The sequence below is a fragment of the Wandonia sp. genome (assembly GCF_984588085.1).
The window spans coordinates 1-19,554 of the sequence record NZ_CFIGVI010000006.1 but is presented as its reverse complement, the minus strand read 5'-3'; the positions used below and the strand labels follow the sequence as shown (position 1 = coordinate 19,554).

General features: G+C 38.8%; 19 protein-coding genes. 14 read left to right on the top strand and 5 right to left on the bottom strand.

Going from position 1 to position 19,554, the window contains the following annotated elements; all coding sequences use genetic code 11:
• Nucleotides 1-5 precede the first annotated feature (5 nt).
• On the top strand, nucleotides 6-809 hold the full coding sequence (locus tag AC4PL9_RS03810) for a hypothetical protein (protein ID WP_491603452.1): 804 nt from the start codon (nucleotides 6-8) through the stop codon (nucleotides 807-809).
• A gap of 121 nt (nucleotides 810-930) precedes the next feature.
• Here the strand turns inward: AC4PL9_RS03810 and AC4PL9_RS03805 are convergent, their stop codons facing one another.
• The 3 genes from AC4PL9_RS03805 to AC4PL9_RS03795 all read right to left on the bottom strand — a co-directional run bounded on the left by AC4PL9_RS03805 (nucleotide 931) and on the right by AC4PL9_RS03795 (nucleotide 4,936).
• Nucleotides 931-2,382, bottom strand: a complete 1,452-nt coding sequence (locus tag AC4PL9_RS03805) for a glyceraldehyde-3-phosphate dehydrogenase (protein WP_491603451.1) — start codon at nucleotides 2,380-2,382, stop codon at nucleotides 931-933.
• 78 nt (nucleotides 2,383-2,460) lie between these two features.
• The gene (locus tag AC4PL9_RS03800) at nucleotides 2,461-3,327 is read right to left on the bottom strand and encodes a sigma-70 family RNA polymerase sigma factor (protein WP_491603450.1); all 867 of its coding nucleotides are present in this window, start codon (nucleotides 3,325-3,327) and stop codon (nucleotides 2,461-2,463) included.
• Between the two features lie 145 nt (nucleotides 3,328-3,472).
• The gene (locus AC4PL9_RS03795) at nucleotides 3,473-4,936 is read right to left on the bottom strand and encodes a Do family serine endopeptidase (protein ID WP_491603449.1); all 1,464 of its coding nucleotides are present in this window, start codon (nucleotides 4,934-4,936) and stop codon (nucleotides 3,473-3,475) included.
• A 144-nt stretch (nucleotides 4,937-5,080) separates the two neighbouring features.
• Here AC4PL9_RS03795 and AC4PL9_RS03790 point away from each other — a divergent pair, with 144 nt between their 5' ends.
• The 11 genes from AC4PL9_RS03790 to AC4PL9_RS03740 all read left to right on the top strand — a co-directional run bounded on the left by AC4PL9_RS03790 (nucleotide 5,081) and on the right by AC4PL9_RS03740 (nucleotide 16,331).
• Nucleotides 5,081-5,704, top strand: coding sequence for a hypothetical protein (locus tag AC4PL9_RS03790; RefSeq protein ID WP_491603448.1), 624 nt, complete (start codon nucleotides 5,081-5,083; stop codon nucleotides 5,702-5,704).
• Nucleotides 5,705-5,707: 3 nt separating this feature from the next.
• The gene (gene dapF, locus AC4PL9_RS03785; RefSeq protein ID WP_491603447.1) at nucleotides 5,708-6,490 is read left to right on the top strand and encodes a diaminopimelate epimerase; all 783 of its coding nucleotides are present in this window, start codon (nucleotides 5,708-5,710) and stop codon (nucleotides 6,488-6,490) included.
• Nucleotides 6,483-7,001 carry a hypothetical protein gene (locus AC4PL9_RS03780; protein WP_491603446.1) on the top strand — a complete coding sequence of 173 codons (519 nt, stop codon included), beginning with the start codon at nucleotides 6,483-6,485 and terminating at the stop codon, nucleotides 6,999-7,001. The genes dapF and AC4PL9_RS03780 overlap by 8 nt, the downstream gene beginning before the upstream one ends.
• Nucleotides 6,985-7,512 (top strand): GNAT family N-acetyltransferase, encoded by a 528-nt coding sequence (locus AC4PL9_RS03775; protein WP_491603445.1) that lies wholly within the window; start codon nucleotides 6,985-6,987, stop codon nucleotides 7,510-7,512. Before AC4PL9_RS03780 ends, AC4PL9_RS03775 begins: the two co-directional genes overlap by 17 nt.
• Nucleotides 7,509-8,573 carry an endolytic transglycosylase MltG gene (gene mltG / locus AC4PL9_RS03770; RefSeq protein ID WP_491603444.1) on the top strand — a complete coding sequence of 355 codons (1,065 nt, stop codon included), beginning with the start codon at nucleotides 7,509-7,511 and terminating at the stop codon, nucleotides 8,571-8,573. The genes AC4PL9_RS03775 and mltG overlap by 4 nt, the downstream gene beginning before the upstream one ends.
• An 83-nt stretch (nucleotides 8,574-8,656) precedes the next feature.
• Nucleotides 8,657-9,103, top strand: a complete 447-nt coding sequence (locus AC4PL9_RS03765) for a MarR family winged helix-turn-helix transcriptional regulator (RefSeq protein WP_491603443.1) — start codon at nucleotides 8,657-8,659, stop codon at nucleotides 9,101-9,103.
• A gap of 2 nt (nucleotides 9,104-9,105) precedes the next feature.
• Nucleotides 9,106-9,660, top strand: a complete 555-nt coding sequence (locus tag AC4PL9_RS03760; protein ID WP_491603442.1) for an NADPH-dependent FMN reductase — start codon at nucleotides 9,106-9,108, stop codon at nucleotides 9,658-9,660.
• A 40-nt stretch (nucleotides 9,661-9,700) separates the two neighbouring features.
• On the top strand, nucleotides 9,701-12,163 hold the full coding sequence (locus AC4PL9_RS03755; RefSeq protein WP_491603441.1) for a TonB-dependent receptor: 2,463 nt from the start codon (nucleotides 9,701-9,703) through the stop codon (nucleotides 12,161-12,163).
• A 12-nt stretch (nucleotides 12,164-12,175) separates the two neighbouring features.
• Entirely contained in the window at nucleotides 12,176-12,877 is a 702-nt protein-coding gene (locus tag AC4PL9_RS03750) for an SDR family oxidoreductase (RefSeq protein ID WP_491603440.1), read from the top strand.
• Nucleotides 12,878-13,204: 327 nt separating this feature from the next.
• Nucleotides 13,205-15,757, top strand: coding sequence for a SpoIIE family protein phosphatase (locus AC4PL9_RS03745; RefSeq protein WP_491603439.1), 2,553 nt, complete (start codon nucleotides 13,205-13,207; stop codon nucleotides 15,755-15,757).
• Between the two features lie 67 nt (nucleotides 15,758-15,824).
• Nucleotides 15,825-16,331, top strand: coding sequence for an LIC11966 family surface protein (locus tag AC4PL9_RS03740; protein ID WP_491603438.1), 507 nt, complete (start codon nucleotides 15,825-15,827; stop codon nucleotides 16,329-16,331).
• Between the two features lie 63 nt (nucleotides 16,332-16,394).
• On the opposite strand, the gene AC4PL9_RS03735 is transcribed toward AC4PL9_RS03740, so the two are convergent.
• Complete coding sequence (locus AC4PL9_RS03735; RefSeq protein ID WP_491603437.1) at nucleotides 16,395-16,859, bottom strand: DUF4268 domain-containing protein; 465 nt, start codon at nucleotides 16,857-16,859, stop codon at nucleotides 16,395-16,397.
• Between the two features lie 91 nt (nucleotides 16,860-16,950).
• On the opposite strand from AC4PL9_RS03735, the gene AC4PL9_RS03730 reads away from it, so the two are divergent.
• A complete protein-coding gene (locus AC4PL9_RS03730; RefSeq protein ID WP_491603436.1) occupies nucleotides 16,951-17,334 on the top strand; it encodes a rhodanese-like domain-containing protein in 384 nt (127 codons plus the stop codon).
• Nucleotides 17,335-17,404: 70 nt separating this feature from the next.
• Here the strand turns inward: AC4PL9_RS03730 and yiaA are convergent, their stop codons facing one another.
• Complete coding sequence (gene yiaA / locus AC4PL9_RS03725) at nucleotides 17,405-17,884, bottom strand: inner membrane protein YiaA (protein ID WP_491603435.1); 480 nt, start codon at nucleotides 17,882-17,884, stop codon at nucleotides 17,405-17,407.
• Between the two features lie 148 nt (nucleotides 17,885-18,032).
• On the opposite strand from yiaA, the gene AC4PL9_RS03720 reads away from it, so the two are divergent.
• Nucleotides 18,033-19,490 carry a tetratricopeptide repeat protein gene (locus AC4PL9_RS03720; protein WP_491603434.1) on the top strand — a complete coding sequence of 486 codons (1,458 nt, stop codon included), beginning with the start codon at nucleotides 18,033-18,035 and terminating at the stop codon, nucleotides 19,488-19,490.
• Nucleotides 19,491-19,554 lie beyond the last annotated feature (64 nt).

Genomic DNA, 19,554 nt, shown 5'->3' with positions numbered 1-19,554 from the left:
AGCTCATGAAAGATGATATTTTAGAAGTACTGACCAAACAATATAATGAGTTAACTCCGGAGCAGTTAAACTCTTGTAGAGAATTGTTCAAAAATGAACAGGAATTTGAAATACTGAAGAAAATGCTCATACAAACGAAGGAAGAAGTGATCCGAGAAGAAATTACTCCCTCTGAAAAAATGAAAGAGAGTTTAATGGGGACATTTGACCGGAAGTGGAAAAAAGAATCTGTTCCCTGGTGGAAATGGAACATCGGCGTTTCAAACGGTCAAAAACCTTTTTATGCAAGACCTTTAACTATTGCAATTGCTATTGGTTGTTTATTGGTTATGGTTTTACCTTTTATCCCGGTAACGGAGAAAGATAGTCCGCAGATAGCAAAAGTAGAGGAGAGCGCGGTAGAACGAACAGAACAATTGGTTGATTCTGTTATGAAAGAAAGAAGCGAAGGGAAAAGCCCGGAAATAAGCACTTCGGAACGGGAGATATTAATAGCTACTAAAGAGAAAGACCTGCAGTCCGGTACTATTCAAGTTGCAGCAGATACAGTATCGTTCGAGTTATATGAAGATAAAACAAGTGATTTGGTTGCAAGTAGAGAGGCTATAACGAAAGATGTTGATGAGCCTGCACAATCACGAGCTTTAGCAAAGGAACAAGAGGCTCCGTCTGCTTCAAGCGCGAAACGATTTATGAACTACTCCAGAGTCACGTTAGGTATTGAGAAAGAAGTGGAAGGGAATCATCTATTTACTATTTCTCAAAATGAGGCAGATATCTTGTGGGAAATGTTAGAACCAGCGTATTAACGGTCTATTGGTCTTAGCTAATTAATGTGAAGTTATAGGAATAGAAAAAGTGGATACCTATCAAAAACAAAAGCAGGTTTATTATAAACCTGCTTTTGTTTTTGAGTATAGAGACGACTGATTAGTAATAAATCAGACGGCGTACTTTTGCAACATACTTTGCTAATCGGATTACTTGTTTTGTATATCCGAATTCGTTATCGTACCAGGTATACAGCACAACATTTTTACCATCATTGGATACGATTGTAGCCGGCGCATCATAAACCGAACAACACGTGTTTCCGATAATGTCATTACTTACTAATTCTTCATCAACCGAATAAAAAATCTGGTTGACAAGATCTCCGTTTAAAGCAGCATCACGAACAACAGCGTTAACTTCTTCTGCTGTAACATTTTTACCTAACGAAAGGCTCAAAATAGCCAAAGATCCGTTTGGTGTTGGTACACGAACTGCGTTTGCTGTTAATTTATCCTGAAGATCAGGTATTACTTTAGTAACAGCTTTTCCAGCTCCTGTTGAAGTAATAACCATGTTAATGGCTGCCGAACGACCTCTTCTTGGTTTTTTATGCATATTATCCAACAAGTTTTGATCGTTGGTATACGCGTGAACTGTTTCGATATGACCTTTTTCAATTCCGAAATTATCGTTCACCACTTTAAGAATAGGGGAGATGGCATTTGTTGTGCACGAAGCAGCAGAGAAAATAGTCTCATTATCAATATCAAGATCTTTATGATTAATACCATAAACGATATTGGGTATCTCTTTTCCTGGAGCAGTAAGGATTACTTTTTCAACACCTTTGGCTTGCATATGTCTTGAAAGAGCTTCGCGATTTGTAAATACTCCTGTATTATCAATTACAAGTGCATTTTTAATACCGTATTTTGTGTAATCAATATCTTCAGGATTATTAGCTGAGATCATGTGTACGATCTGACCATTAATGATCAATGCCTTGTTTTCCGTATCAACAGTTACAGTTCCTTTAAAAGCACCGTGAACAGAATCCGAACGCAATAAAGAAGCCCGCTTGATGATATCTGCATCCGAAGAACTTCGTGTTACGATGGCACGAAGACGGAGCTGCTGTCCTTTTCCTGCCTGCTTGATTAATTCACGTGCAGCCAGACGACCAATTCTCCCGAAACCATAGAGAACAACATCACGTGGTTCGAAACTTCCTTTTTCCTCTCCGATAAAATCAGCAAGAATATCATTCAGGAAATCAGCTTTAGAAGCATAGTTGGATTGAGCAGATAACCAGTCACTGGCTAACTTTCCGATATCAAGTTTTGATGGTGCTAAATCCATTTTCAACAATTCTTCAGCCAATTCTGAAGTTGTGTAAACATCAATAGGTTTGTTTACTACTTTTTCTGCATATTCATGCAAATTCAGAATCTCTGAAGTTGTTGTGTCAATGAGGTGGTTTCTGAACAGTACAAGCTCAATCCCTTTGTCGTAAAGCAATTGCCCTGTTTTACTGGACAGCTTGACAGCCGCACGTTCTCTTCTTACATGCTCTTTCAGCTCATTTTCATAACCGATTGCTGCTTCCATAATTTTTAGTTAAAGTATTTGATTTTGAATTATTTACAAATAAAAAGGGCCGCCGAGTAGGCAGCCCTGAAATTTTCTTTATCCCAAATAAGCTTTTAACAGCTTATTACGCGACGTATGCCGCAGACGTCTGATCGCTTTTTCTTTAATCTGACGAACACGTTCCCGCGTCAGGTTAAACTTCGAACCGATTTCCTCCAGGGTAAGCCCATGGTTCATTCCGATTCCGAAGAACAAACGAATAATTTCACGTTCTTTATCGGTAAGCGTGGATAATGAACGTTCGATTTCACGCTGTAACGATTCAGCCATCAACTGCGAATCAGCTTTTGGAGAATCAGAGTTTGCCATTACATCCATCAATGTACCTCCGTCTTCAGCAGAAGACAAGGGTGCATCCATAGAAACATGACGACCTGATACATTAAGACTTTCCTTGATTTTATCTTCAGGAACTTCTAATGCTTCCGCTAACTCTTCAGCAGAGGGTGGTCGCTCAAATTCTTGCTCAAGACGTGAGAACGCCTTGTTAATTTTGTTCAAAGAACCGACCTGGTTCAATGGTAAACGCACAATACGTGCCTGCTCAGCCAAAGCCTGAAGGATGGATTGACGAATCCACCAAACCGCGTAGGAGATAAATTTAAATCCACGCGTTTCATCAAACTTTTGAGCAGCTTTTATCAACCCGAGGTTTCCCTCGTTGATAAGATCCGGTAGGGTCAATCCCTGATTCTGGTACTGTTTCGCTACCGAAACTACGAAACGTAGATTCGCACGAGTCAGTTTTTCCAACGCTAGTTGGTCACCTTCTTTAATACGGCGGGCAAGGTTTACTTCTTCTTCAGCTGTGATAAGCTCCTCTTTACCAATGTCCTGTAAGTATTTATCAAGTGACTGACTCTCGCGGTTAGTGATTGATTTTGTGATTTTTAGCTGTCTCATTCTTTTCCTTTCTCTTCTTTACAACTATAAAGTTTTGCAAATTTACGGCAAAATAACACGTTAGTCAAATAAATCGTACGTGATTTTTATTATTAACTTAATACGTTCTTAAAACGTCCTTTATACCTCACGTTTCTGATTCATTTTACAAACCAAAACCTATATACTCTTTTCTGCCGCTTTGGGTTACTATTTCCAGTAAGATTCCTCCATTTTTTTTGTTTAACTTACTGGTTAGTGTCTCAATATCAGAAACTTTTTCGTTATTAATTCTTGTTATAACCATTCCTTCTGTTAACCCCAGAGATTTTAGTTTTCCGGGACTAAGAGATTTTATCTTCACTCCGGAATCCAAATTGAGCTCTTTCATCTCTTTTGCAGATAATTTCTCAAATGTAGCTCCTAATACAGCTTTTGAGGTCTCGGTTCTTGCAACAAGTTCCGTTTCTCCTTCCTGATTCTGTAAAACGACTTCTTTGATACTTTCGCTTCCGCCTTTGTGGCGAACTGTGATAGAGAGTTTTTCTCCCGGACGAGCTTTACCAACTTCCTCCAGTAATTCAGAGGATGAATTTACGTTTTTAGCTCCTATTTTAAGAATGACATCACCATCTTTAAGACCTGCTTTTTCAGCGGCACTTTTAGAGATTACTTCTGAAATATATACTCCATGCGTATTTGGTAAGTTCTTGTCTTCTTTCAGTTCCTGATTGATATCCATAATTCGGACTCCCAGAAATCCACGTTGTACAACGCCATAATCAATAATATCTGACATTACTTTAGCAACAAGGTTTACAGGAACAGCAAATGAATATCCGGTATAACTTCCTGTCCGGGAGGCAATAGCTGTATTAATTCCGATTAGTTCACCGTTTGTGTTTACGAGAGCACCACCGCTGTTTCCTGGATTTACCGCTGCGTCGGTCTGAATAAATGATTCAATAGGGAAGAGGTTCTGATCACCGTTCTGACGAAGAATGTTAATGTTTCTGGATTTAGCACTTACAATCCCTGCCGTAACAGTAGATGTCAGATTGAATGGATTTCCAACAGCAAGCACCCATTCTCCGATTTTTACATTATCACTATTTCCTATTTGTATTGCCGGAAGATGTTTTGCGTTGATTTTCAGTACGGCAAGATCGGTGGACGGATCGGTTCCAATAACCTCTGCACTGTATTTTTGGTTGTCGTTTAATGTGACTTCAATTTCGCTGGCATCGGCAATTACGTGATTATTCGTAACAATGTATCCATCTTCCGATACTATAACACCGGAACCGGCTCCCTGACCGTAGAGGTTTTCTTTTTTTCCGGCTCCCGGACCATAAAAGAATTCAAGAATAGGGTCACGAACAATTTGTTGCCGAACGACCTTAGTGGTAACGTGCACAACCGAATGGATCGTTCTTTCACTTGCAATAGTGAAATCCGTATTCATTTCTGCTCCTACAGGCATTACACTGGTGGTATGAACCGGATATTGCGGAGAAGAGGTTGGTTTCTCCGTTAATGGACTAGTAGTGTTGAGTTGAAAAATAAAAACCAGTCCGGCAGGGATAATTCCCCCTAACAACCCCAAACCAAGATATTTCATATTTTTCATGTGTATAATATTTTAACGTTCTACATAAAGATAACTATAAACAGAGGGTAATGTTACTGGCTCCGTGTTAAATAATGTTAAGCATCCTACTGGTGTAATGTCTTGCTTTTTTGTATGTTTGCATCGAATTAGTAAGCAGTAATTTTGAACCGATTTATTATCTTTCTTCTGGGCTTTTTAGTGGGAGGTATAGTTATATATGTCCTGGGTGATTTCTTTCCCCGAATTGTGATTAATCATACTACGATTAAAAAAGAAAGTTATGACCGGGAGAAAGCAGATACCATATTAGTAGTTAAAGCTTCAAAGAAGAAAGTTGAGAGGCAACCCGAACGGAAAAAAGCAGTTGTTTCTGATACAGCTTTGATTGTAGAGGAGAAACCGGAAGATTCTATTTCTCCTGATACCCTCTCTGCGGTCACAGAAGATGTGGACGCTGAGGATATTGTAACGGATCGCTTGCTAAGTAAGAGAACGGTGTTACTTCAAGGTCTTCCGGTTTCCACTGATACATCAGCTTCTGGAAAACTGGCTGAGAAAGTAGGCGAGACCTCTTATTTTAGTAAAAAGATGATGGTTGAATTCTGGGAGTCCCCCATTGATTTTATGGGATATCGTCTCAATAAAACTACGTTAGTTTTATATGGTATTTCACCACAGGAATCGTTTGAATTGATTTATCAGAATAAGAATACGTTACTTTTTCGGACGGAAGAAACAGAGATTCCGATGATAAAAACAGAAAAATATACTTCTATTTCGTTTTAAACAATGACTATTCATTTTTCTAAATATCAGGGGACGGGAAACGATTTCATCATGATTGATGCAATTCATTCTGATTATTCCGGTCTTACAGAAGAGCAGATTCGTTTTTTGTGTGCCGAAAAGTTTGGAGTGGGAGCGGACGGACTGATTCTTTTGGAAAAGAAACAAGGAGTTGACTTTTATGTAAATTATTACAATTCCGACGGTTCCCAGAGTTTTTGTGGAAATGGAGCAAGGTGTGCTATTGCATTTGCCTTTTCCTGTGGAATCATTTCCGGAAATTGTCGGTTTGGAGCAATAGATGGAACGCACGAAGGAGAAATGCTCCCTGACGGAACTGTTCGTCTGAAAATGGGAAAGATTTCCGGATTCAGGAAAATGGGAGAAGATTATTTTCTGGATACGGGATCACCACATTATGTGCGTTTTCTTGAACAAGAAACTTTTCCGGATATCGTAACATTTGGTAAACAGATTCGCTATAATGATGAGTTTCGTGTAACCGGTACGAATGTGAATCATGTTGTAGAGAAAAAGGACGGTACACTTTGGGTGGAAACGTATGAACGCGGAGTAGAAGACGAAACGTACAGCTGCGGCACAGGTGTAACCGCCGTTGCACTTTTGCACGGTAAAATCAAAAATGAACAGGAGGGAAGTCGTACTATTGTTACGAAAGGCGGAACACTAAATGTCCGGTGGAAGACAAATGAACGGGGAGCGTATGAAGAAGTATGGTTGGAAGGTCCTGCCGTACTCGTTTTTAAGGGAGAGATAGATGTTTAGGTGGACAGCATCCAAAATACAGAAAGAAGCTGATTTTGTTTTTTTAGAGGAGGGTATTTTTCTTTGGGTGATTAACTGGAAGCTTATACCGCCTCACATAGCATTGTCTAAGAATGGACGGTATTTTTCGGTTACCATAAAAGAAGCACAGGTTGATAAGGGGATTCAGGCATTAACCCGGTTATTTGAGAAAAAGAAAAAACCGGTTCTTTTTGTTCGGTTTAATGCTCGTATTCAATTGGAAGAAAGAGAATTGAAAGAAAGTTTTCAAATTGATCTTTCAGACGGTAGAACGTGTCTTGAACCTGTAAATAAGGTACTTTTTGGGAATTATGAACAATTTGATACAGTAGCTGATTTATTGGTTGCGCTTGATACATCCGGATTAATAAAGTCGGTTCATGTACCCGCCTACACCAAAGAAGACCAGATAGGAGTTCTTGAATATAGTAAGGAAACAGTTGCAGGTTTTATAGATTTAAAACGGTTGGAAAATGCGATTAAAGAGTGATAAAATATATCTTCGGGCTGTCGAATCTTCGGATGCAACCCGAATTATGTTGTGGGAGAATAATCCCTCGTTTTGGCATGTGAGTGAAACTGAAATTCCCTTTTCTTTACGCGATATTCACCATTTTATAGAAAACTCGCAGCATTTTCGTCAGACGGGACAGTTACGTCTTATGATTTGTCTGAATGAAAATGATTTGCCTGTAGGATGTGTTGATTTTTATGATGCAGATTTTAAACACCGGAGAGCCGGGGTAGGCATTCTTATTGCTGAACCTGAAAATAAGGAGAAAGGATATGCATCTGAAGCGATTCGGTTATTAATAAAGTATGGAAGAGATATATTTGACTTTCAGCAAATTTATGCAATGATTTCCGTATCGAATGAACCCAGTCTTCGACTTTTTGAAGCGTGTGGGTTCGAAAAGAGCGGTGTATTGAGGTCGTGGAGGAAAATAGGTAAGAACAGAGAGGATATTGCATTTTATCAGTTAATTTTGGAAGAATTATGAGTCGTTCGAAGGTAATCGTGTTGGTTGTGTTGGTCGTTGTGGCTGTTGGGGGGTATATTGCTTATCCGTACATTAAATTATTTCTGGCTGCTCAGGAAAAAACGATTAACAGTTCTGAGAAAACGATTTATGTATATCCGGGAACTGATCTTCAGGGATTAAAATCCCAATTGAAGGAGGAGGGAATTATTTCTGAAGAAACTTCTTTTGATGAACTTTCTGAGTATAAGGGATTAACTGATTCATTAGTGGCTGCCGGAAAATATGTTATCGAAGCAGGATATCCAGTGAAACATTTGGTGTATGGGTTTCGGTTAAATGCTCTAGGGAATGGAAATGCAGAAGTAGAGGTTGATGTTACATTCAATAATTGCCGTGACTTGTACGATGTTTCCGGTAAGGTAGCACAGGCTCTTGTTATTGATAGTTCTGAGCTGGTATTTTATTTAACAAAGCCTGAAACAGTTGCGTTTTATGGCTTCAGACCCTCAACATTCGGTTCTATGTTTATCCCCAATACGTATAAAATGTTTTGGGATACACCTGTTGAAAGTTTTGTCGCGCGTATGGCAGAGGAGTTTAAGTCTTTCTGGAACGAAGAACGTGCACGAAAAGCAAAATTACTGGGGTTGTCAGAAAGTCAGGTCGTAACACTTGCCAGTATCGTATATCGTGAGCAAGGGATTGTTTCGGAGGAATGGGCAACTATTGCCGGATTGTACCTGAACCGTCTGAAGGATAACTGGAAACTGGAATCTGATCCTACTTTCCGTTATTGCTGGGGGCGCGAACTGGATGGTGTTCAACGTTTGACCTATAAGCACAGAGATATTGATTGTCCGTATAATACCTACAAATATGTGGGATTACCTCCGGGACCAATTTGTATTCCCCCTTCTGGTGTCGTAGACGCTGTCCTGAATGCAGAAAAACACAATTACTATTTTATGTGTGCAAAGCCGGGAGGAGAGTATAAGCACAGTTTTGCTCATTCGTATAACGATCATTTGAAAAACGCTAGAGTCTACCAACAGTGGCTTTCAGCTAATAAGATTAGGTAAATAGATTGCTTTTAACTATGCGATGTTAACTATTTTTTGCGTTTTTCCTTTGTAGTTAATACCGTGGTAAGTACTTTTGTAGTATGAAAATTGAAGAAGCCATACAGACAACCTTCAAAGATGAGCGATTCAAGGCGATGATAAATCTGAAATATACCGCCAACTGGATGAATACGCATCAGAACAAGAGTTTAGAAGAGTTTGGTCTGACAATTCCGCAGTATAATATTCTTCGAATCCTGAGAGGGTCTAAAGGAACATCACTTTCTGTCAATACAATCAGAGACCGAATGGTTGAGAAATCACCCAATACGACGCGTTTGATGGATAAACTAATTGATAAAGAGCTGATTGAAAGAACGCGCTGTGAAAAAGATAGGAGAGTGGTATATGTTATGATCACCGAAAAAGGGCTTGATCTTTTGAACGAAATTAATATAAGATTGGGAGATTCATCTGATTTTATGCGGAATATTACACCGGAGGAAGCGCGTTTGATGAACGAGCTTCTGGATAAAATAAGGAGTTGATAATGAATATAGTTGTTGTATCCGGAACTTATAGGGAAGGAAGGAGATCTCATGGTGTTGCAGTCTGTATTCACCGGGAGTTAGTATCCAGGGGGTATGAGACAGAGTTGGTTGATCTAAAAGCATATGATTTACCGGTTCTCGAATATATTTATGAAAAACATCCTGCTCCAACCGAAGTTATGCACAAGCTTCATTCGATTTTTGATTCGGCTGATGCTTTTATTTTAGTAACACCGGAGTATAATGGTGCACCGGCCGCATCTCTTAAAAATTCGCTTGATTATTTTAGAAAAGAGTATTACCGAAAGGTAATGGGAATATGTACGGTCAGTGCAGGTGCTTTGGGAGGTATGCGGGCAGCCACCTCTTTGCAACAAATGGTGCTGTGGTACGGGGGAGTTCCGGTCTCACAAATGTTGACAGTTCCTAAAGTACAAAATCATTTTGATGAAGAAGGAAACCTTTCAGACTCAGAATTTAAGCCGAACATTGACAAATTTATCGAATCATTTCTTTGGTTATCCGATGCTGTAACAGCTAAACGGAATAGCTGATTTAACTTTATTTTACAGGGTAAATACCTTATATTTGGGCATGAAATTTTACAACGGATACGTACTAGTCCTTCTTCTCAGCTATTTTTTACTTTCCATTCCAGAGCTTAAAGCTCAAAATCAAACAAGTGGTAATAATAAGCTGTCAGGTAAGGTTTTAGATGGAGGTAATAAGCAGCCTTTGGACTTTGTGAATATCACATTATTTAATGCAAAAGACTCTGTTCCGGTAACAGGTGGGATTTCAAATATAGATGGGCTTTTTTCTATTTCGGATATTCCGAGAGGGAGCTTTTATGCGCGACTTAAATTCATTGGGTTTGAAGAGAAAATTATAAGCGATATTCAATTCAAGGGGAATTCAGAACACCGAAAATTGGGAGACGTTTTACTTGAAAATGCGGATAATGAATTATCGGAAGTCGTTGTGGAAGCAGAACAAAAAATGCTGGAAACAAGCATCGACAAGAAAGTCTTTAATGTTGAAGAAGATTTGTCTACTCGGGGAGGAACGGCAAATGATGTTCTGAGTAATGTTCCGTCCATTGATATTGATCAGGATGGTCAGATTTCGCTTCGAGGAAACAGCAATGTAACAGTATTAATTGACGGAAGACCAAGCTCTCTTTCAGGAAGTTCGAGGGGAGCGATCCTGGATGCTATTCCGGCTGCTTCTATCGAACGGGTGGAGGTAGTTACAAATCCTTCTGCGAAATACGACCCTGACGGAATGTCAGGAATCATCAATATTGTCTTGAAAAAGAATAAGCTGAGAGGATTTAACGGTAATATCGACGGAACGTATGGTACCGGAAATAATTATACAACGGCTGTTGGTATCAATTTGAGAAATGATAAATTCAATGTGTTCGCCAATTACAGTTACCGGTATTATGATGGGTATCGGAATTTTTTCTCAGATAGGGAACGGGAATTGGCGTTCGGAACTGAATTTCTTAGTCAGGAAAGGTATGGACGTGATAATAACAACGGTCATACAGGAAAAGCGGGATTTGATTACAGGATAAAAGACAATCACATCATCGGAATGTCTGCAACGGGTTCGTATAATGAAAGAACCCGAGACGGACTCTTGAGTAATACACTGTATTTGAATGGTATAAAGGATTCTGTGTGGCAGCGGAATTCCAGCGAGCCCCGCACGAGGCAAAGTTTTGACCTGAATCTGAATTATCAGTGGACATTTAAAGATAAAAAAGGGGAGATGATTGCTGACTTTAATCAATCCTGGGGAAAGAACTCAGTGAAAGGGTATTATGACGAATACGATTTGATGGAGTGGACTACAAACCCGGCTCGTATGGAGCAATTGGATAACCCTACTATGAATACCGTTTTTTCAGGTTTGGTGGATATTGTTCGGAATTTCAAAAATGCTATGCGTCTGGAAACAGGAGCTAAAGCTATTGTCAATACAAATGACAGAACACAGTTCAGAGAGATTTATGATTTTGAAACAGCAGATTTTTATCCGGATACGAATATCAACAATAGGTTTAAGTTGACAGAGCAGATTTATGCGGTGTATGGAATATTTGGGCACCAGATTAAAAAGTTCAAGTATCAATTAGGAATCCGTCTTGAGCAGGCATTAGTACGACCGGAGTTGATTACAACCGGAGAGAAATTTAAAAATGATTATTTCTCGTTCTTTCCGTCTGCACACCTCGCTTATGAATTAAAGAAGAAGGGAGAGCTGTTTTTGAGCTACTCAAGAAGAATTAACCGACCATCTTCGTGGAATTTAAATCCCTTTACCGAGTACTCGGATCCGTTCAACTTACGTATGGGTAACCCGGCTTTGAAACCGGAGTACATCAACAGTTTCGAAGTAGGGTACAACAAGTCATGGAAAAAACTGACCGTTAATGCGACCGGATATTATCGTCATTCAACGGATGTGATTCAACGAGTTCGTACCTATTATCCGGACGGAACTGCTGCAACTGTTTTTGATAATCTGGATAAAACAATGAATTACGGGGTAGAAGGAATAGTGATTTACCGTCCATGGGATTGGTGGCGCACCAATTTTTCGACAAATGTTTATCAGAGTTTCCTGATTACTTCTAATCCTGAGTTGCAAAACAATTCCGGGTTAAACTGGGGATTCAAATTGAGTTCTGCTATTGATTTCTGGAAGAAAACAACGACCTTTCAGTTGAATTATCGCTATAATGCACCGCGCGTAGTGCCACAAGGACTTGTTCAGTATAAACCGGCAATTGATTTATCTTTACAACGTCAGTTTTTGGATAAGAAATTATCCGTAACATTACGTATTTCAGACGTCTTTGACTGGCAGGGATTCTACATGTTAGTTGAGAATCAGAATGTATGGCAGGAGTCAGAATACAAATGGCAGTCGCGTAGATTGTTCCTGACGGTTAGTTATCGGTTTGGGAAGCTGGAAGTAGGAAACGACAGCAGACGAAGAAGAGGAGGTTCCGGAAACGGAAGTGGTGGAGATATGGACTTTTAAAAATTATAAATTATGTTGACAGGAAAACGAATTTTAGTGACAGGTGGAAGCTCTGGGTTGGGAAAGGCAATGGCGGCTTTGTTTATCGAACGTGGTGCACAGGTGCTGATAACCGGAAGAGATGAGAACAAACTTAAAAAAGTAGCAGGAGAGTTACAGTGTTCTTATGTTACAGCAGATGTGGCAAGTGATGATGATATTGCCCGTACGTTTGACTGGATCGATGCCAACTGGAAGGGGATGGATATCTTGATTAACAATGCAGGTATTGGTTCCTTTTCCGAATTAGACAGTTTAAACAGAGCAGACTTCCGTGAAGTTTTTGAGGTAAATGTATATGGAGCCGCAATGATGGCTAAAGAAGCTGTGAAACGATTTAAGTCAGAGAAGATACAAGGTGATATCGTTAATATTGCATCGACAGCTTCTCTGAAAGGTTTTGCCAAAGGATCGGTTTATGCGGCAAGTAAATTTGCGTTGCGTGCAATGACACAGGCATGGCAGGCTGAATTGCGTCCTTTTGATATTCGTGTTATCCAGGTGAATCCGTCTGAAGTTCCGACAGCTTTTAACTCTCCCGAACGTACAGAAAGAGCGATACAGGATAAAAAACTGACTCCGACAGAAATTGCGCATACGGTTCTTTCAACTCTTGAAATGGATAGAAGAGGTTTCATTCCCGAAGTCAGCGTTTTCGCTACCAATCCTTTTTAAGCGACCTGTTTTTCAGATTGCTTTTCCGGTTTACAGGAAATCCCCAGGACAGATAGCGCCTGGTCAAATCCGTTAGTAGTATTACTGCGAATACGTTTTGTATTTGTCATATTGGGCATTTTTCTGGTGTTCTTTGTCGTTTTCATGGTGTATGTATTTGTTATTCTTTAAAAAGATAATCAAATTTCCTGCCAAACAAGTTATCCTTATGTAAAAGGTGTTTCCTGATTAGTGTACGGTATTATTTTTAATGTAAACTGAATCTTTGTCACAAAAAATGTCCGTTTTTTCTTGAAATTTCTATCTTCATGACGTAGTTTTAAGAAGATGACAAATCAACTCGTACTGGCTTCACAATTTCTTCTCCTCAGTTTGGCTGTGTTTCACCCTGTTGCGGGATTGCTGTATGAGTATTTCAGTGATGTGAATGATCCTTTTTTGATTCGCTTACTTTTCTCAGTCTATTGTTTGTCGGCTCTTTTATTAATTATTGTTTCCCGAAAAGTACGGAGACACCATTGGCGGATTTCGAGGATTACTTTTGCTTTACTGAGTTTACAAACATTTTACCTTACATGGATTAATGAAATAAATCCTGCCTATTTTGCTACTATTCCGATAATCGTTGTTTCTGCCCCCATTTTTTTTACCCGGTACAGGTTGTTAGTACCTTTTTTATCTTTTATTGTTTTGCTGACCATCGTTTCGGGAAGTTACTATGGGATTAATGAAGACACGATCTTTTTCTTTTTGTTGGTGGGATTAAGTCTTCCGGTTTCCTTTTTTAATTTGTTTTTGTTCAGGCGTATTATTAAAAAACTACAGTTTAGTGATTATGTTCTGAATAATATCGATGCGCTTGTGTTGGCTTCTGATTCAAGTGGTGAAGTGACTTTCGTTTCCAAAAATATAAACCGTATTCTCGGTTACAGTCGTCAGGAAATACTGAACAGAGGGTGGTGGGATGTGCGTATGCAACGAAAAGTAACGGATGAAGAATTAACGCATTTCCGAGATCACATTAATGAACGGGCGGACCGGGAAGATGGCTATGACTCGATGGTCGTTACCAAAGAAGGGACAGAAAAATGGTTTCACTGGAAAGTTGTCAGTCTTGGAAAAAAATCAAAAGTTGGAGTAGGGCAGGAGATTACGCGAAAAAAGAATGCAGAAAACGAACTAAAGAAACTGTCGCTAATTGCTCGTGAAACGGACAATATTGTACTGTTGATAGGAGAGGAAAATACAATTGAATGGGTGAATCCTGGTTTTCTGAAGGTGACGTTGTATGATGAAACCGATGTCCTGGGAGCAGATACTTCTTCTTTCTTTTTTGATCAATCTGACAGTCCTGAGATATTCCATTCGACCATTCATGCTGTGTATGAAGATCGTTGTATGCACTATGCCGAATTACGTCTGAAAAAGAAATCGGGAGAGGAATTTTGGGCCAATATCAGTTTCACACCGATTCTTGAAGAAGGTAGAGTAGCGCGAATTATATGTATAGGTAGGGATAGTACAAAAACAAAAGAGGCTGAAGCCCAGATTAGATTGTATAGTGAGCGATTACGCACACTTCATAAACTGGATCAGAAACTATTGAAAGCGGACAGTCTGAATGATATCTTCAATGAAATTATTATCAATATAAAAGGGTTCGGGCTTCCCTGTAATCGCGTTTCTATTGCGATCTATGAGTTTGACGAAGAGTTTGTTAATGTTATTTCCGGCGATCCGCAGGGATCAGTAGATGAGATTCTCATGGACAAATTGCCTATAGCGGATTTTAAACGTTCTATACATATCCTGAAGAGTGCTGAGTTTATCGTAAATGATCTGGAGAATGCTAACGAAAATGAACTTACTTCCAGCCAGAAATATCTGTATAAAGATCATGGAGTGGGGGGATACATTAGTTTACCGATTCGTTACAATAAAGAATTGGTAGGTTCATTGAACTTCGGAAGTACACGTGCTGTTGATTTTGATGCGGAGACCATCGACTTTCTGAAGGAAATTACTTCTGATGTTGCTTTGGCTGTTTACCAGTTCCGTTTAAAAGAAGCTATCCGGGTGAAAAATGCAAAACTGGAGCAGCGTAATAAAGACATAACAGACAGCATCAATTATGCCCGACGTATTCAGAATACATTTTTACCCTCCCCTCAGGATCTGGAAGAATATTTTGAGGATAGTCTGGTGCTGTTTAAACCTAAAGACAAATTGTCAGGAGACTTTTACTGGGTAGAGGAAACGCCCGATGCTATTTGGGTGGTTGTGGCAGATTGTACTGGTCATGGAATCCCAGGTGCATTGGTGAGTCTGGTTGGGACAAATATTTTGAACCAGGCCATTTATGAAAAGAAAATGCAAACTCCGGATGAAGTTCTGGCCTACCTAAACTTAAAGGTTATTCGCACGTTTAGTAGCCAGAACAAGGAGAATGGTGTGAATGATGCGATGGATATAGGAATTTGCTGTATTCGTAAAAATGAAGGAGTGTTACTTTATGCCGGTGTTTTAAACGACTTGTACTTAGTCCGAAACGGTGAATTACAAAGTTTTAAATCTTCCCGTTACCCGATAGGACTGAAACCCGAACGTGTATTCATGGATTTCGAAATGCACCATATTTCAGTGCAGCCTGATGATCAGTTTTATATGTTGTCCGATGGATTTACGGATCAGTTTGGTGGGGAACAGAATAAAAAATTTGGTAAGCGCAGTCTGAAAAGGTTGATTCTTGAAATTCAGGATTATCCGATGCCTGAACAGTTACGTATTTTTCAAAATACGTTTGACCTCTGGAAAAAAGATCACGAACAAACCGATGATGTTGTTCTATTGGGGTTCAAAATCAAAGAGATAAAGAAATAATCAATTGTTTTTTACTGGTTAAAGTTGTATTTTCGTCATGAAAAAACAACCCTTAAAATTACAAATTATGAAATTAGGTAAAGCAGTAATGCTATCTCTGGGAATTGTATTCCTTGTCTCGTGCGAAACAGAAACTCCTGAGAAAGGGGTGAAGTATAATGATGATCTGTTGAATATGATTGATCGTTTGGATGAAAAGGTAGAAAGTCTGAACGAAACATTTGATGATTATGTTCCAGAAGAAATGAACGCCGGGCTTTCTGATTTAAAGAAACAGGTTGAGACAACAGAAAAGGAAGTAGAAGATCACGGAGATTTCTTTGGAGATGCTGCACTTCAGAACGCTGCTAAGGGATATGTTGAAGCTGTAGCTAAGTCTGTTCCGCAATACGAAGAACGTGTGAGAATCGAATCAGTAGATGATGCAGATTACACGGATGATATGGCAGATAAATCGTATGACCTGATGGAGGAAATTCAGGATCGTATTGATAATGCGAATAAGAATCTCATCGAAGTACAACAGAAGTTTTCCACTGATCATAACTTCCTATTGGTAGATAAGGAAAAGTAATAGCGAGATATAATAGTATATAAATAACAACAGGCTGATTCGTATGGATTCGGCCTGTTTTGTTTACGAACAGAGTGAATAAAACAAATCGAAGAAATCCGACCAATATTCGTCCAAACCTTTTATTTTTTCTGCTAAAAACTCCATGATTCGTTCGTGATCCGATTCATTAAACAAGTTCACATCTTCTAAAGTCCATTGCATTCGGTGGGAGATCGTATCAGGTGTAAGGGCGTATGAAGGGAGACAAACCATTTCATTCCCGATAGTAGATTCGAGAAGGAGTCGTGTTTCCATGAATTGTTCCCAGACAATATCGCGGACTCCCTTATCCTTCATCTGGATATCAATGGCAAAAAAAGCTTCTTTTCCGGTAACTTCAAGCCGGAAGAAAATGCCTTTAATATTTGAGCGGTAATGTAACCAGTTTTTACGCTTTCCGGTAGCGGAGCGTTGTTTTTCCATTTTCTGACGGAACTTTTCCCAAAAGGCCGTCTTATATTCTTTAACTTGTTCCCGGGTAAACATGTACAAATTTACAATTCTATTCCTTGTGTGATAAATATCACATGGCTTTTGCTTAAACTTCAGTAAGTTTGTTCTATAAAAGAAAATAAGTATGCGATTCGTTAGTACGTTGATAGTAGTATTATTTTTTGCAGGTTGTCAGGCGCAACAAACTCCGATTCAGGAGCAAGCAAACGGAGGAACAGTCACAAAGCTTGACAAAGGGGCTTTTACAGAGAAAATTACTGAGGAAAATATTCAGTTTGTAGATGTACGTACTCCGCGGGAATTCAATGCGGGACATATTGAAGGTGCTGTTAATATTGATTATACCAGTCCCGATTTTCCGGATAAAATTCAGCAATTGGATAAAGATAAACCGGTGGCAATATACTGCCAAAGCGGGAATCGTTCAGGACGAGCTTCAAAGGTTATGTTAAGTCTCGGGTTTAAGGAGGTGTATGACTTGACAGGTGGTTATTCACATTGGAAATAAGTATATTTCATAATACGTTGTTTAGGTTGAAAAAGCACACTCGTTTGAGTGTGCTTTTTGTTTGTAGAATCTAAAAGTAGGTGCTTTCCTCTTCTTTAAAAAACTTACTGTCTCGTGTATTCTTCTGAACAGCAATGGCAGCAAACAAGGATAGGGTAAAAGCCATTCCGTAAAACCCTTTTTCACTTAAGGATAAATCAGCATTGCGTAGTCCAACCACCAGCAATACAATAGAAGTAAGTGTTGTAAACCAACTGATTCCGTAGTATATATCCGTTACCTCAATTCCTTCGGAGCGGTCTCTCACGCATTTTTGCACCGAAATAGCTGAAAATAACCCGAACAATATTATAGTGAAGTAATATCCTTTTTCATTGAGTAACATATCCGAATTCCATAAACCGATACAATACGAAATCAAACCCGTTCCGAGAGCTACCCACGATGCTCCGATAAATGCAGGTGTTGGTTTCATTCCATTTGTTTGCACCGCTCGCTTCGAAGTATTGTTTTCATAGGTTGCTGTTACATTTCTTTCATCGTTTGTCATACTTTTTGTTTTTAAGTTCTGGGACAAAAGTGAGGTATCTGTATTATTTGAACAAACCCATTTTAAATATTTAATTACGATATATTTATTATTTTTTGTTCTATATACTTTATTAATATTATTTAATATCTTAAATTTATTACGATATATGAATGATAGTATAGCAATAATAAGTCTCTTAACCACTACCGAAAAACAGGAATTTATTCGTTTTCTTGATCGAAAAAACAAGCGACATGACACGCGGAATATAACCTTGTTTTCAGCAATTGATAAGGGAGAGGCAGATTTGATCCGACAAGAAATCGGTACAAATGCTTTCAATGTACTCAAAAAACGTCTGATGGATAATCTGATTGATTTTCTGGCGAATTTAAGTCTTGAAAAAGAAGCGTCTTTGGAAGTACAACTCATGAAAAGAATTCTGGTTGTGCGCAAATTGTTAGATAATCGACTGGAGAAAAAAGGATTCAAATTATTGAAAAGGGCAGAAGAGTTGGCAATGGAAGCCGGACAACTAACTCTATTGAATGAAATTTACCATACGTATGTAGAATACTCTCATTTATCTGAAGCTCCGGATCAGGAAGAGATTTTTGAGAAGTTGAAAAGAAATACGGAACAATTCATGGAACAGGAGCGGTTAAATATGGTTTACGCAAGGGTAAAGAAAGCGTTCAATGAAAATGCAACAATGAAAATTAATTTAGATGCACTTATCAATGAAGCATTTGTGAAGTTTGGAGGCGATTCTGAAATGACTTATACTTATAAATTACTCAGCCAGATAGCGCAAATAGCTGATATTGTCGCAGAAGCGAAAAAAGATTATTCAACTATAGACTTATTCTTTGTCGAAAAACTCGAACTACTTGAAAGAAGAGGGGAGAGACGGCATCCAAATTACCGTATAGACTTAGTTTATCATATAGCAAATATCTATTTCAGACGCAGAGATTTCGATAACTGTAAACTCTATCTCGACCGTTTGCAAGAAATCATCGATCCAAAACTACAACCAAAACATTATGTTAAATACAAGAATCTGGAAGCACTATATTTCAATTATACCGGTAACTTTAGTAAAGCCTTAGAAATTCTTGAGTCCGTACTAAACAATAATTCCCACGACGACACCATGAATCCTCGTTTAGTCGCAATGATGATTGAACTCCAGCAAGAAAACCATAAAGAAGCCAGAAAACATTTATTCCGTTTAACCCGCAGCGATCGTTGGTACGAAGGAAATATAGGGATTGATTGGGCTTTACACAAAAAGTTTTTGGAAATTATTCTATTGATCGAATTACAGGAATCTACGCTCTTAGAATCGCGTATTCAGAGTTTGGATAGGACATACGGTCAGATTTTAAAATTTGGCGCAACCAGTAATGCCAGTAATTTTTTAAGACTGATTAAGAAAATAGTAAACAAACCTGATATTGTGGAATCTGATGAATTCAGACTGCTTGTGGATAAAACAATTATCTGGCGACCCAAGGAAAGAGAGGATATTTTTATGATTAGTTTTTATGCCTGGCTAAAAGCTAAAATGGAGAAGAGGAATGTGTATGAGGTGACATTGGAGTTAGTGAGGGATGAATAGATCAGGAACAGTTTAAATAGTTTTATTTAACATAATATTAATTATAGGACAAAACAATAGAAAG

Excerpts from the sequence above, each read along its gene's own strand:
- AC4PL9_RS03720 (WP_491603434.1), top strand. The coding sequence starts at position 18,033 with ATGAATGATAGTATAGCAATAATAAGTCTCTTAACCACTACCGAAAAA.
- AC4PL9_RS03805 (WP_491603451.1), bottom strand. The coding sequence starts at position 2,382 with ATGGAAGCAGCAATCGGTTATGAAAATGAGCTGAAAGAGCATGTAAGA.
- dapF (WP_491603447.1), top strand. The coding sequence starts at position 5,708 with ATGACTATTCATTTTTCTAAATATCAGGGGACGGGAAACGATTTCATC.
- AC4PL9_RS03730 (WP_491603436.1), top strand. The coding sequence starts at position 16,951 with ATGCGATTCGTTAGTACGTTGATAGTAGTATTATTTTTTGCAGGTTGT.
- yiaA (WP_491603435.1), bottom strand. The coding sequence starts at position 17,884 with ATGACAAACGATGAAAGAAATGTAACAGCAACCTATGAAAACAATACT.
- AC4PL9_RS03750 (WP_491603440.1), top strand. The coding sequence starts at position 12,176 with ATGTTGACAGGAAAACGAATTTTAGTGACAGGTGGAAGCTCTGGGTTG.
- AC4PL9_RS03780 (WP_491603446.1), top strand. The coding sequence starts at position 6,483 with ATGTTTAGGTGGACAGCATCCAAAATACAGAAAGAAGCTGATTTTGTT.
- AC4PL9_RS03800 (WP_491603450.1), bottom strand. The coding sequence starts at position 3,327 with ATGAGACAGCTAAAAATCACAAAATCAATCACTAACCGCGAGAGTCAG.
- AC4PL9_RS03795 (WP_491603449.1), bottom strand. The coding sequence starts at position 4,936 with ATGAAAAATATGAAATATCTTGGTTTGGGGTTGTTAGGGGGAATTATC.
- AC4PL9_RS03755 (WP_491603441.1), top strand. The coding sequence starts at position 9,701 with ATGAAATTTTACAACGGATACGTACTAGTCCTTCTTCTCAGCTATTTT.
- mltG (WP_491603444.1), top strand. The coding sequence starts at position 7,509 with ATGAGTCGTTCGAAGGTAATCGTGTTGGTTGTGTTGGTCGTTGTGGCT.
- AC4PL9_RS03765 (WP_491603443.1), top strand. The coding sequence starts at position 8,657 with ATGAAAATTGAAGAAGCCATACAGACAACCTTCAAAGATGAGCGATTC.
- AC4PL9_RS03735 (WP_491603437.1), bottom strand. The coding sequence starts at position 16,859 with ATGTTTACCCGGGAACAAGTTAAAGAATATAAGACGGCCTTTTGGGAA.
- AC4PL9_RS03740 (WP_491603438.1), top strand. The coding sequence starts at position 15,825 with ATGAAATTAGGTAAAGCAGTAATGCTATCTCTGGGAATTGTATTCCTT.
- AC4PL9_RS03775 (WP_491603445.1), top strand. The coding sequence starts at position 6,985 with ATGCGATTAAAGAGTGATAAAATATATCTTCGGGCTGTCGAATCTTCG.
- AC4PL9_RS03810 (WP_491603452.1), top strand. The coding sequence starts at position 6 with ATGAAAGATGATATTTTAGAAGTACTGACCAAACAATATAATGAGTTA.
- AC4PL9_RS03745 (WP_491603439.1), top strand. The coding sequence starts at position 13,205 with ATGACAAATCAACTCGTACTGGCTTCACAATTTCTTCTCCTCAGTTTG.
- AC4PL9_RS03760 (WP_491603442.1), top strand. The coding sequence starts at position 9,106 with ATGAATATAGTTGTTGTATCCGGAACTTATAGGGAAGGAAGGAGATCT.